The 11,723-nt window shown below is 62.6% G+C and carries 14 protein-coding genes; 5 read left to right on the top strand and 9 right to left on the bottom strand.

All coding sequences use genetic code 11. The features are described from left to right. Window positions 1-3: 3 nt before the first annotated feature. The 3 genes from A3M7_RS0115835 to A3M7_RS0115845 are packed head-to-tail and all read right to left on the bottom strand — an operon-like array spanning window position 4 to window position 2,408. Entirely contained in the window at window positions 4-918 is a 915-nt protein-coding gene (locus A3M7_RS0115835) for a branched-chain amino acid ABC transporter permease (RefSeq protein ID WP_027544817.1), read from the bottom strand. A gap of 3 nt (window positions 919-921) precedes the next feature. Beyond that, window positions 922-1,644, bottom strand: coding sequence for an ABC transporter ATP-binding protein (locus tag A3M7_RS0115840; protein ID WP_027544818.1), 723 nt, complete (start codon window positions 1,642-1,644; stop codon window positions 922-924). Further along, on the bottom strand, window positions 1,641-2,408 hold the full coding sequence (locus tag A3M7_RS0115845) for an ABC transporter ATP-binding protein (protein ID WP_049823436.1): 768 nt from the start codon (window positions 2,406-2,408) through the stop codon (window positions 1,641-1,643). The genes A3M7_RS0115840 and A3M7_RS0115845 overlap by 4 nt, the downstream gene beginning before the upstream one ends. A 96-nt stretch (window positions 2,409-2,504) precedes the next feature. Here A3M7_RS0115845 and A3M7_RS0115850 point away from each other — a divergent pair, with 96 nt between their 5' ends. Further along, window positions 2,505-3,425: a LysR substrate-binding domain-containing protein gene (locus tag A3M7_RS0115850; protein WP_025576019.1), complete on the top strand. Its 921-nt coding sequence runs from the start codon at window positions 2,505-2,507 to the stop codon at window positions 3,423-3,425. A 342-nt stretch (window positions 3,426-3,767) separates the two neighbouring features. Here A3M7_RS0115850 and A3M7_RS0115855 read toward each other — a convergent pair whose 3' ends face one another. Beyond that, the gene (locus A3M7_RS0115855; protein ID WP_156936888.1) at window positions 3,768-4,082 is read right to left on the bottom strand and encodes a hypothetical protein; all 315 of its coding nucleotides are present in this window, start codon (window positions 4,080-4,082) and stop codon (window positions 3,768-3,770) included. On the opposite strand from A3M7_RS0115855, the gene A3M7_RS0115860 reads away from it, so the two are divergent. After that, window positions 4,066-4,371 (top strand): hypothetical protein, encoded by a 306-nt coding sequence (locus A3M7_RS0115860; RefSeq protein WP_027544821.1) that lies wholly within the window; start codon window positions 4,066-4,068, stop codon window positions 4,369-4,371. The genes A3M7_RS0115855 and A3M7_RS0115860 overlap by 17 nt on opposite strands. 730 nt (window positions 4,372-5,101) lie before the next feature. Here A3M7_RS0115860 and A3M7_RS0115865 read toward each other — a convergent pair. The 3 genes from A3M7_RS0115865 to A3M7_RS0115875 are packed head-to-tail and all read right to left on the bottom strand — an operon-like array spanning window position 5,102 to window position 7,048. After that, on the bottom strand, window positions 5,102-5,398 hold the full coding sequence (locus A3M7_RS0115865) for a hypothetical protein (protein WP_027544822.1): 297 nt from the start codon (window positions 5,396-5,398) through the stop codon (window positions 5,102-5,104). Beyond that, complete coding sequence (locus A3M7_RS44235; RefSeq protein WP_245284260.1) at window positions 5,376-5,972, bottom strand: flavin reductase family protein; 597 nt, start codon at window positions 5,970-5,972, stop codon at window positions 5,376-5,378. The genes A3M7_RS0115865 and A3M7_RS44235 overlap by 23 nt, the downstream gene beginning before the upstream one ends. Then, window positions 5,969-7,048: an LLM class flavin-dependent oxidoreductase gene (locus A3M7_RS0115875; protein WP_027544823.1), complete on the bottom strand. Its 1,080-nt coding sequence runs from the start codon at window positions 7,046-7,048 to the stop codon at window positions 5,969-5,971. Before A3M7_RS0115875 ends, A3M7_RS44235 begins: the two co-directional genes overlap by 4 nt. A 106-nt stretch (window positions 7,049-7,154) precedes the next feature. Here A3M7_RS0115875 and A3M7_RS0115880 point away from each other — a divergent pair, with 106 nt between their 5' ends. Further along, the gene (locus tag A3M7_RS0115880) at window positions 7,155-8,069 is read left to right on the top strand and encodes a LysR family transcriptional regulator (RefSeq protein ID WP_027544824.1); all 915 of its coding nucleotides are present in this window, start codon (window positions 7,155-7,157) and stop codon (window positions 8,067-8,069) included. Between the two features lie 15 nt (window positions 8,070-8,084). On the opposite strand, the gene A3M7_RS0115885 is transcribed toward A3M7_RS0115880, so the two are convergent. After that, window positions 8,085-8,972: an SMP-30/gluconolactonase/LRE family protein gene (locus A3M7_RS0115885; protein WP_027544825.1), complete on the bottom strand. Its 888-nt coding sequence runs from the start codon at window positions 8,970-8,972 to the stop codon at window positions 8,085-8,087. 107 nt (window positions 8,973-9,079) lie between these two features. Here A3M7_RS0115885 and A3M7_RS0115890 point away from each other — a divergent pair, with 107 nt between their 5' ends. Next, window positions 9,080-9,754: a TetR/AcrR family transcriptional regulator gene (locus A3M7_RS0115890; protein WP_027544826.1), complete on the top strand. Its 675-nt coding sequence runs from the start codon at window positions 9,080-9,082 to the stop codon at window positions 9,752-9,754. Window positions 9,755-9,764: 10 nt separating this feature from the next. Here the strand turns inward: A3M7_RS0115890 and A3M7_RS0115895 are convergent, their stop codons facing one another. Then, window positions 9,765-10,745: a tripartite tricarboxylate transporter substrate binding protein gene (locus tag A3M7_RS0115895; RefSeq protein WP_027544827.1), complete on the bottom strand. Its 981-nt coding sequence runs from the start codon at window positions 10,743-10,745 to the stop codon at window positions 9,765-9,767. A 206-nt stretch (window positions 10,746-10,951) separates the two neighbouring features. Here A3M7_RS0115895 and A3M7_RS0115900 point away from each other — a divergent pair, with 206 nt between their 5' ends. Then, window positions 10,952-11,722, top strand: a complete 771-nt coding sequence (locus tag A3M7_RS0115900; RefSeq protein WP_027544828.1) for an enoyl-CoA hydratase/isomerase family protein — start codon at window positions 10,952-10,954, stop codon at window positions 11,720-11,722. Window position 11,723: the final 1 nt, after the last annotated feature.

Below are 11,723 nucleotides of genomic sequence, written 5' to 3' on the forward strand. Positions count from 1 at the left end.
CGATCAGACTCGCTGCTTGGCGGATTTGGGCGCGAACAGGCCCTGCGGACGCGCCAGCAGGACCACGATGACGGCGCCATAGACGAAGGCGTCACGGAACACGCGGGCGTCATGCGGCAGCGTGGCCTGAAACACGACGCTGGCGGCACCGATCAGGAAGCCGGCGGCGACCGCACCGGGGACGCTGCCGAGGCCCCCGATCACGGTGGCGATGAAGGCGATCAGCATGACATTGGCGCCCATGCCAATATCGGCGGTGCCGGAATTGGTAGCGAGGATCAGGCCGATCGCGGCGGCCAGCATGCCGCTGATGGCGAAGGCGAGCAGGATGACGCCGTTGGCGCGCACGCCGAGCATGCGGGCCATGGTGAAGTTGTCGGCAGCTGCACGCATCTCCAGGCCATAGCGGGTGTGCTTGAGGAACAGCACGAGCACCGCCAGCACCGCGAGCGTGATGATGATCGTGACCACCTGAAGCATTGGGATGTGGGCGCCGAAAAATTCCACCGGCAGGCCGAGATTGGGCCAGAGCGTGATCGACTTCGGGCGGCTCGAATAGAGCATCAGCAGCAGATGGCGGATCACGAAACCGAGCGCGAAGGATGCGATCATCATCGTCGCCGGATTGGCGTTGCGGAAGCGGCGGAAGACGATCACCTCCGACGACATCGACAGCGCGGCGCCGACGAACAGCAAGAGCGGGATCAAGAGATAGAAGGGCAGGCGGCCGGCGAACACGATCGCAGCGGCATCGATCGACGGCCACAGCATCGCGAATACGCAAAAGGCGATGAAGTCGCCATGGGCGAAGTTCACCAGCCGCATGACGCCGAAAATCGCGGCGATGCCGAGCGCACCCAGAGCATAGATGCTGCCGAGGCTCAGCGCGTCGAACAGGATTTGCAGGACGGCGGTCATGGCCTAGTGATCCCCGAAGCCGAAATAGGCCTGTTTCAGCCGTGCGTCCTTGACCATGTCGGCGGCTTCGCCCTCCAGCACGATGCGTCCGCCGCGGATCAGCACCATCCGCCCGCCCGTCATCTTTGCACGGGTCGAGCTCTGCTCGACGATCAGGAGCGTCAGCTTGCGCTGCGCACGCAACCGCATCAGGATTTCGTAGACCTGGTCGATGATTTTCGGTGCGAGCCCGAGCGAGGGCTCGTCGATCGCCATGATGCGCGGCGCGGCCATCAGCGCACGACCGATCACCAGCATCTGCTGCTGGCCGCCGGACAGCATGCCGGCCGCGGTGTGGCGGCGCTCGGCCAGCATCGGAAACTCCGCATAGACGGCGTCGAGATCGTCGCCGATCTTCTTGCGGTCGGTGCGCATGCCGGTGCCGACCTTCAGGTTTTCCTCGACGGTCAGGCCGCCAAAGACATTGCGTCCCTCAGGCACCAGCGAGAAACCGCGCCGGGCGATCTCCTCGGGAGCCGCACCCGTGATCATGCCGCCGGCGAGTGTGATGGTGCCCGATCCGGAAGGGACAACGCCGGCGATGGCGTTGAGCAGGGTCGACTTGCCGGCGCCATTGGGGCCGGTCACGAACAGGATTTCGCCTTCGGCAATTTTCAGAGTGACGCCGCGTAGCGCCGTGAGGCGCCCATAGCTGACGGTGATGTCGTCGACGGCCAGCAAGCTCATGACGCGACCGCCTCTTCGACCGGAAGCAACTCCTCCTGCTGCGTGCCCATATAGGCGTGCCGCACAGCATCGCTGTTGCGGATCTGGGCGGGCAAACCGACCTCGATGATCTCGCCGGAGTCGAGCACGAAAATGCGTTCGCAGAGTTCGAGAACCAGACCGATGTTGTGCTCGATCAGGAGCACGCCGACGCCGAGTTCGCCGGCGATCCGCCTGATGATGACCGCAAGATCGTGGCTTTCATGCTCGGACATACCGGCCGCGGGTTCGTCGAGCAGCAGATAGCGCGGTGTACACATGATGGCACGGCCGATGGCCACTCGACGTTCGTCGGTGTAGGGCAGGGCGCCCGCAATCGTGTTTGCGAGATGCGAGATGCCGAGCCAAGCCATGACCCGTTCGGCTTCCGCGATGGCGTCGCGGCGTTTCTGGCCGAGACCGATGCCGGTTACCTCAAGGTTGTCGATCACGGGAAGATCGCGAAACAGTCGACCCGATTGAAAAGTGCGCGCGACACCTATGCGTCGCAGCCTATGAGCAGCGATGCCGTTGACCGCTTGGCCTTCGAGCTCGACGCCGCCTGTGCTCGCCGACTGGAAGCCGGTCAGCACGTTGATAAGTGTCGTCTTTCCGGCGCCGTTGGGGCCGATCAATCCAGTGATACGTCCGCGCGGTACGGCGAGGGTCACCTCGGAGAGGGCTTTCAGGCCCTCGAACTGGACACTGACATCGTGAGCGACCAGTTCCAACCCACCCGACGTCATGAACGGTTTTCTCACTCGCGATCGAATGATTGATTTTTGCGGCGCAGTGGGGGATTGTAAAATTCGAAATACTGGTCACTGATATCGGAAAAATTGATGACGCTGACTTTCCGTCAGGTCCGCCATTTCATCGCCACCGCCGAGTCCGGCAGGGTCTCGGCGGCGGCCGCTGCGCTCAATGTGACCCAATCGGCCGTCACCGCGTCGATCAAGGCGCTTGAAGCCGATCTCGGGCGCAAGCTGTTCGATCGGCATTCGAACGGCGTGACGCTCACTGTCGATGGTCAGCAATTCCTGCAGCGCGCCCGTGCGATCGAGGCGAGCGTGTCGGATGCGATGCAGGGGCCGCATCGCTGGGGAACCCAGGTCGACGGCACGGTGGACGTCGCGGTCAGCTACACGGTGGCAGGCTATTTCCTGCCGCCGCTGCTGTCGCGGTTCTGGCGTTCGTTTCCCGGCATCACGGTGCGACTGCATGAATTCCAGCGCGATGCCATCGAGCAGAGCCTGGTGAGCAGCAGCGTCGATGCCGCCATCATGCTGGTCTCCAATCTGCACGATCGGCGCAGCATCCGCTCACGCCTGCTGTTGCGCTCGCCGCGACGGCTCTGGACTTGCGCGCACCATCCGCTCCTGCACAAGGACAAGGTCACGCTAGCTGATCTTGCGAGTGAGCCATATCTAATGCTGACCGTCGACGAAGCCGAGCGCTCCGCGATGCGTTACTGGCAGAGGACGCCGCATGTGCCGAACGTCATCTTCCGGACCTTGTCCGTGGAGGCCGTCCGCAGCATGGTCGCGACCGGCATGGGTATCACGGTCCTGTCCGACATGGTCTATCGGCCATGGTCGCTGGAGGGGCATCGCATCGATGTGAAGACCCTGGATGATGACGTTCACACCATGGATGTGGGTCTCGCCTGGAAAAGCAAGGCGCGTCTTTCCCCAGCGGCTCGGGCGTTCTGCGAGTATGTCGCGCATGCCTATCCCGGAGCGGAGCCGGTGCAGTTCGATTGAAGGCTCGCTGAGCCGGTGCCGCTTGTCGGGTGGCGAGACCATTTCCGCCAGCGGCGAAGGTCCTGGCCTCGGGATCGGTTCTGCCCAACTTGTCGAATGGCTTCTCATGAGCCTCGGTCAAGAAGCGTTGCTGCCTCATGCCAGGTTCGCCCACGTGAATGATCGCTGGTCGGAGTGTAGTCGTTGCGCGGCAGGTGTGCGCCCGCGAGCGCCGCTGTGCGTGCGGCGTGAGCACCGGTAAAGCTAGAAAACCCACTGAAGGCAATCTGAGCGGGTGATCCGTGGCTCGATGCAAGACATCCGCGACAATCTCGGCTGAGCGTCATATGCCGCGCGCCCGCCTCATTCGAGCCGCGTCAGATAAGGCGCGATCGATCGCGGTTCGGGAAGCACCGCGACGATCTTGCTCTGGGCGATTCTACGCCGTTCGGCCGCTGCCAGATGCGCCTCCAGCATGGCGGCCGCCGCCGGCACCGCATCGAGCAGCAGTAGCTCCACGGTCAGGCGATGTTCGGTGATCGCCGTGCGGTCGTCGGGCAGGCCGAGCTGGCGAAGCACGCGCTCCGCCGCCAGCACGGGCAGAAGATTATGGCGGATCTGCTCGCGCAATCGATCGTTGGGTGTGGCGAAATGCCCGCGGATGGATTGCGCGGTCAACGATATCGGAAACATTTCGACCACCGAGATCGATCAACTGATGCGGATTTTGAGCGAGCGCAAGCGCGCAGGCTATTTCTGCGGTTTCTGGAAGACGGCGCTGGAGTCGGCCGACATGATGCTGGCGGGGGAAGCGGTGATCCAGAGCATGTGGTCACCAGGCGTGAGCGCGTTGCGGCGGCGCGGCTTTCTGGTGCCTGAAACCGTCCGCCAGGATGATCGCGCGAAAGCGCTCAGGGCGCTTCTCACGACCCGCTCGCGATTGCAGGCGTCGCCTTCTGTTACTTGAACTCGCGGTGGATCACGTAGTCGCGGGCCCGGGTGTCGCCGCGAATGCCGGTGCGCTCGACATCATTGGGCGGCCCGTAATCGACGGAAAACCAATCGCCACGGTGTGCGCTCGCTGTTACATTTCCTCCTGTATCGTCATGTTCCTCACGTCGAGTTGAAGCACTTCCTCTCATTGGCTGACGTTGGACTTTGCGTTGTCCTCGCTGAGCCACTTTTTGATTTCGTTGCTTGCAGCGATTTTCATTTCGATTGAGTGCGCATGTCGCTCTGTTGTAGAATCTTGCGGCATCCAATGTGAGCGGGCCGGCTGAACTGGAACGGGCGGCTTGAGGTCGGGAGGTGCGAACGCAAAAAGGAGGGCAGGGAAGATTCGTGAGCGACGCATGCTCGTGCGCACGCTGGTCGGGAGCGCCGGTTGGGAGTGCCCGCGGTACAAGCGTGTGCAATTTTGGCTAGTTTGGAGTGCACACATAGGGTGTATATTCGTCTTCTAGTCTTTTGATAGTGTGGGGTAACTTGTTGAAAGATCAAGATTATCTCTTTTCCGTGGCGCTCATGATGGATTGGAGCGAGAGTTTATATTTTTCAACCGGTTAGCAGGCGGCATGTGCACAGCGTGTGCACCGGGAGATTAAGGAAAATCTTGTCACAGCCAATGTGAGCAGGTCTTCTGAAGTGGGTAATGCGGTCTCGGATGGTGCGGTCTTGAGTATGAAGATCACCTGAAGCTAAGGCTCGCGTTCGACGTGAGCTCGGATTGCATTCGTTGCCGTTTCGACCCAGCCATGCTCACGAGCTTTCGCTACCATGTTGGCGTATGCCGCCTCCCACGTTCTGCCGTCGGGGCGTCCGGGCAGTGTTGGGACAAGATTGATGGGGACAAGCGCGTTGTTGTCATCGACGAAGGTAATTCCTCTCATCGTGGCAGATCGCGCGGCGGCCGAGCCTTTCAGCAACAGCTTGAATTTGCCGAATTCGAACGGCTCCGTCAGCCGGATCTCGTCAGACGTGCATGCTATGATCATCGTGCCGCCCTTCGTAGCCATCCGAATGCAGCAAGGTGCGCAGGGCCCCTTGGAAATTGACCAGCGGGCCGCCGTCGCCGCCGCGCGTCGCAACGATCCGGCCAATAAAGATGCCGTGGGTGCCGACTGCCTGATGCTGGTAGAGCTCGCATTCGACCACGCCGATCGCGTCCCGCAACACGGGTACGTCGAGCAGGCCCTGATCCCATGGCGCCGTCGCAAAGCGCTGGGCGCCCTTGACGCCATCGCGGCCGGCAAACCGCAGTGCCAGATCTTGCTGGCCGCTGCCAAGGAGGCTGATCGCAAAACTGCCATGGGCGAGGATCGCGTCATGGGCCTCGGAGCTCGCATTGATCCCGACCAGCAGGCAAGGTGGATCCATGCAGAGCGATGCGACCGAGCTGACCGTCAGCCCGCGCCGGCTGTCATCCGCGCCGGTTGCCACGATGGCGACGCCGCTGGCCAGACTGCGCATGGCGCGCCGAAACTCCGCCGCGTCGACCGAGCGACGATCGGCTCCATGCGGAAACGTCTGGCAAGCCATGGCCAGCACCTCCAGACTGGTCGCCGTCAAGCCGACACCGCTTCGCCGGCGACCTTGGCCCCGCTACGCAGCTCCTTCCGGATCGCCGGGATGATGTTGCTGCCCCACAGCTCGATCTGCTTGAGCATCGTGCGCTGGTCGAAGTCGCCGAGCTGGGTTTGCAGCGCGATGTGCGACGGCTTGAGGATGCTGATCTCTTCCAGCATGCGGTCGATCACCTGGTTGACGCTGCCGACCGGTAGGTTCTTGCGCATCGTCTCCAGCGACATGTCGTTGGGTCCGGCTTCCTCCTTGATCAGATAACCGTCGTCGCTCTGGGCGCGGCGGAATTTCAGGCTTTCGGACAGACGGCGCTGGAAGCGCGCATTATCGAGGTAGGACGTGATCTCGTTCTCGCTGTCGCTGGCATAGCCGCAGCGCAGGAAACCAAAGCGGACGTCGTCGATCGAGCGACCTTCCTTGGCTGCGATGCCTTCGAGACGTTCACGCAGCGCCTTGATCGCGTCGGTACCGTTGAGCAGGGCGGTGACGAACAGATTGTGGCTGTCGCGGATGGCGCGGCCGAGCGTCTCCGCATGTCCCGACGTCACCCAGATCGGCGGCATCGGCTTCTGCACGGTGCGCACCGCGATGGAGGTTGGCGGAATATGCAGATGCTCGCCGGAATAGGAGAAGACGTGTTCCTTCATGCCGGCTTCAAGCACGTCGTAGAACTCGGCGAACAGAGCGTGTGAGTTCTTCAGGTCGACGCCGAAGCGGTCGAACTCGAACTGCTGATAGCCCGAGCCGATGCCGAGATCGAGGCGGCCGTTCGAGACCGTGTCCGCAAAGCCGATCTCGCCGAGCAGGCGCGCGGGATGATAGAGCGGCAGCACGCAGACCGCGGTGCCGAGCCGGATCCGCTTGGTGAGGCCGGCGCAATGCGCCACCATCATCAGCGGCGAGGGGCACAGGCTGTAATTGTTGAAGTGGTGCTCGGCGTACCAGGCCGTATCGAATCCGGCGGCTTCCGCGGCAATCGTCTGTTCGACCGCGTTGTTGATGACCTGCTGGGAGGTCTGATGATAGCCGCGCTGCTGCGCCAGAATGAAGACGCCGAATTCCATGGGATGTAGTCCTCCGCCACGTTTGTTGGATCAAAGTTACGGCCTTGATATTTTTCGAACAATGGGCGTAATCTGAGCATCTCTTTTGCAGAATCTGAAAAGATCGATGAATCGCCTCCAGGCCATGGAATTGTTCGTCAGCACCGTTCGCGAAGGCAGCTTCTCCGCCGCCGGGCGTCGGGTTGGGCTCTCGCCGGCGTCGGTGTCGCGCTATGTCGGGGAGCTTGAGGCCCAGCTCGGGGTGCAGCTGATCAACCGCAGCACCCGGCATCTCGGACTGACCGAGGCAGGTAAGATCTTCTTCCAGCGCACCGAGCAGGTGCTGCACGGCATCGAGGATGCCGAAGCCGCGGCGCTCGCCTTGCAGAGTACGCCGCGCGGGACGCTGCGGGTGCACTCGCGGACGCTGTTCGGCATCAAGGTGCTGTCGCCACTGATCCCGCAGTTCCAGAAGCTCTATCCGGAGCTGAAGGTCGAGCTGCGGCTGTCGGAGCGGCGCGTTCAGCTTCGCGAGGAGGAGTTCGACATCGACTTCCAGATTGCCGCGCCCAAGGATCCCGGCCTGATGCAGCGCAGGTTGGTGCGGAGCGACCGCATCCTCGTGGCCTCGCCGGACTACGTTGCGCGCATGCCGCGACTCCGCGGGCCCGACGATCTCGCCGGGCACAACTGCCTGACCTATTGGATGGGACCTGACGACGTGGTGTGGAAGTTCATCCGCAAGAGCAGGCTGCGCGAGATCGTCGTGCCGTCCTCGTTCAGCAGCAACAACGGCATCATCCTGTGCGACCTCGCAGTGCGAGGGCACGGCATTGCACTGCTCGACGACTACACGGTCGCGGACGAAGTGAAGGGTGGGCGGTTGGTGCGTCTCTTGCCGAGCTTCCGCGTCACCAACTCGACCTTCGACGAGGGCATCTACGCCACGTTCCAGCAGGCCAACTATCTGCCGGAGAAGATCCGGGTGTTCGTCGACTATATGGCCGAGAGCGTGCCGCGGTTGATCAAGCGATCGGCCTAATGTCACGCAGCGCCGTCAGCGCATGCCAAACCTGTGGGCCGGCAGACCCTTCACGCCGAGACCCTCGACGGCGAACAACCCGCCGGCGCCTGGACTGTCGTCGGCGAGATGGGTGCTACGCGAGATCGACGTCACGTAGAGGATATCGAGGCCCGGGCCGCCGAAGGTCGCGCTGGTCGGATGCCGGACCGGCATCTCGATCTTTCGCACCATTGTTCCGTCAGGCGCGAACCGCGCGATGGCGCCGATCCGTACCAGCACGATCCATAGATGGCCGTCCGCATCGACTGTTGCGCCGTCGCCGCCGGAGCCGTGCGCATCCATCTCGGCGAAGACGCGCTTGTTCAAGAGGGGGCCGTCGCAGCGATAGTCGTAAGCCCAGATCACGCGCCGTGCGGTGTCGGCCAGATAGAACGTCCGGCCGTCAGGGCTGAAGCAGGGACCGTTGGTCACGGCGAGATCGGACTCGAGGTGTTCGATCGCACCCGCTTCATCGATGCGATAAAGGCCGCCGAGTGGCTTTTCATCCTCGGCCCGCCCGCCCTGCATCGTGCCGGCGACGAAACGTCCGAACGGATCGGCCTTGCCGTCGTTCAGGCGGAGCATCGGATGATCGAGGCCGATTGAGGGGCCTGCGGTCAATTCCCGCGTCCCGAAATCGTAATGCGCGAAGCCGTGACGCAAGGCCAGCACCGCGCGGTCGTTCCGCGCCAGGGCCAGCGAACCGATCGGGGCGGGCACCTGATGTTCCTCAATCGCGCCGGTCGCAGGCGACAGTCTTCGGATCGATCCTGCGAGCGAATCGATCCAGATCGGCGACTGGGTCCGATCGTCCCAGACCGGGCTCTCGCCGAGCTGATCCGTGGTTGTTCCGACCCGAGTGATGTGCGGGGGTGCATTCATCGGAGCACCTCGTGGATCTCCTGGGCAGAGCGGGCTTGACCGATCGGTCGGCGAAAAACTACGTTCATTTGCACGGATGCTCTGTGTCAGGTCAGATTGCGGGTTCAATGGTTGAATTGTCGACGACAAAGGACGGAGTGGCCAACCAGGCGGAGGCGTCCGATCGCGTCCTCCAGATTCTCGCGGAAGCCGGGCGGCTGTTTGCCACCAAGGGTTTCGACGGCACGTCGATGCGCGACATCGCGGTGGCCTGCGGCATCTCGAAATCGCTGCTGTATCATCATTTCTCCAATAAGGACGAGATCTACGCGCGTGTTGCGGTCGGGTCCACGCTGGAACTTTACCTGTTCGTGCGCGATCGCATTCCCGATGGTCCGCCGTCGCAGAAGATCCGCGCCTTCATGGTCGCCACCGCCGAATATTTCCGGCGCTACCGCTGGGCTTGGATTGCGTCGACGACCGCATTCTGGAACGATCCCGACCGACACCGGCAGAAGGAGCGGCTGACGCGCCGCGACCGGTTCGAGAACTTCCTGCGCGGACTGATCCAGGAAGCGATCGACGCCGGCGAGATCCGCAAGCTCGATGTTCCCATGACCGGGCGGTTGATCCTGTCGTCGCTCAACTGGATGCATCGGTGGTACAATCCCAACAAGTCGGCGACGCCGGAGCAGATCGCCGATGTCTTCTTTGACATGGTGTTCAACGGCCTGCGGAATGACGGATCCGTCAGCCCGCCGATCGTTGAACCACCGAAGTCGCCCCGACGAAAGGCGCGCTAGGCGAGCAGTTTCAGTCGAGCGCGATGTGCTGCGCCGTGATCACTGGCCCCCACAGAGCTGCGTCCTTGGTCAGCTGCGTATCGAGCAGTTGCGGCGGCCCGAGGTCGGCCCGCAAGCCGTCGCTCTCGAGCTGTTTGGCAATCTCGGGCTTTTGCATCGCGGCGTTGGCGGCTGCATTCAGCCGTTCGATCGCCTCGCGCGGGGTGCCGGCCGGCGCATGCAGCGCAGTCCAGAATGATGCCGAGAGCTCGGGGTAGCCTGAGTCGGCAAACGTTGGCACATCGGACAGGTTCGGCATGCGCTTGTCGGTGGAGACGGCGAGCAGTCGAAGCTTGCCGGCCTTGACGTGCTCGATGATGGCGGCAGGCGTTGCGAAATTGAGGTCGCATTCCCCCGACAGCAGTTCCATCACCGATGCCGGATTGTTGCGATAGGCGACATCGGTGACTGAAAAGCCCATCGATTTCCCCATCATGATCCCGAACAAGTGTGTCACGCTGCCTGGACCGAGCGTGGCATAGAACATCGGTTTGTCGCGGCCCTTGGCGTAAGCGACAAAGCTCTTCATGTCGGTGACCGGCATTTTCGCATTCACGGTCAGCGACAGCGGGCCGTTGCAAAGCATGGCGACGGAAGCGAAATCCGCCAGCTTGTAGGGCAGGTTTTTGCGCAGCAGCACGTTGAGCGAGATCGGGCCGGTGCCACCGGCGAGCAGCACCGAGCCATCTTTGACTGCGCGCGCCACATATTGCGATCCGACGATGCCGTTGGCGCCCGGCTTGTTGTCGACCAGCACGGGCTGGTCGAGCACCTCTGACATCCCCTTGGCGATCGAACGCATCAGGCTGTCGATCGAGCCGCCGCTCCCATAGGGCACAATGATGAAGACGGTTTGTGACGAGCGCGCGCTCACGATCGCAGGTGCAGCAAAGGGCGCGACGATGGCGCCGGCCATGAGCGTCGCGGCCTGACGTCGGCTGATCTTGGTCATGGCGGTTCCTCCCCGGGAATATGTTGTCGCGTTGACGCAAATCTATGGCCCGACCGATCGGTCAGTCAACAGGACAAAATCCACAACTATTGCCAGACGTGGAGCTTGGTGTTATCAGCACATCGACTGACCGATCGGTCAGGTGGTGATAACGCCGCCGTCCGGACGTCGAAGTACCAAGATCAAGCAAGAGCCAGGAGGAAGCCATGTCCGACGATATCGTGACGCTCGAAATATCCGACCACATCGCAATCGTGACGCTGAACCGTCCTCCGGTGAATGCGCTCAATCGTGCAATGCGCGATCGTATCGTCGCAGTGTTCGACGAGATTTCCGAGCGCAGCGACGTGCGCGTTGCGATTCTCACCGGCAACGGCAAGGTGTTTTGCAGCGGCGCCGATCTGAAGGACCGTCCGGATCCGTCGAAGGTCGGCGCGTTCCACGATCACAACCGCATCACCCGCGAGACCGGGAACTGCATCCGCGAGTGCTCCAAGCCGGTGATCGCCGCGATCAACGGCGTCGCGCTCGGTGCCGGCCTCGGCCTGATGGCGTCCTGCGACATCTTCTACGCGTCGGAAGAAGCCGTGTTTGGCATGCCCGAGATCAATGTCGGCCTCGCCGGCGGTGCGGCGATGCTCAACACGCTGTTCGGCAAGTCGCTGATGCGCCGCATGTTCTTCACCGGCGTCCGGATCCCTGCGGCCGAGCTTTATCGCCTCGGCATCATCGAGGCCTGCACCGGCAAGGAAGAACTCATGCCCGAAGCGATGAAGGTCGCGCGCGAGATCGCGGCCAAGAGCCCGATCGCGATGGAGTATGCCAAGAATGCGGCCAACATGGTCGAGCTGATGCCGCCGCGCGACGCCTATCGCTTCGAGCAGAACATCACCATGGCGCTGTCGAAGACCGAGGACGCCAAGGAGGCGCGGATGGCGTTCCTGGAGAAGCGCGCGCCGGTGTTCAAGGGGCGCTGAC

It is taken from the genome of Bradyrhizobium sp. WSM2254 (genome assembly GCF_000472645.1).
Lineage (GTDB): Bacteria > Pseudomonadota > Alphaproteobacteria > Rhizobiales > Xanthobacteraceae > Bradyrhizobium > Bradyrhizobium niftali.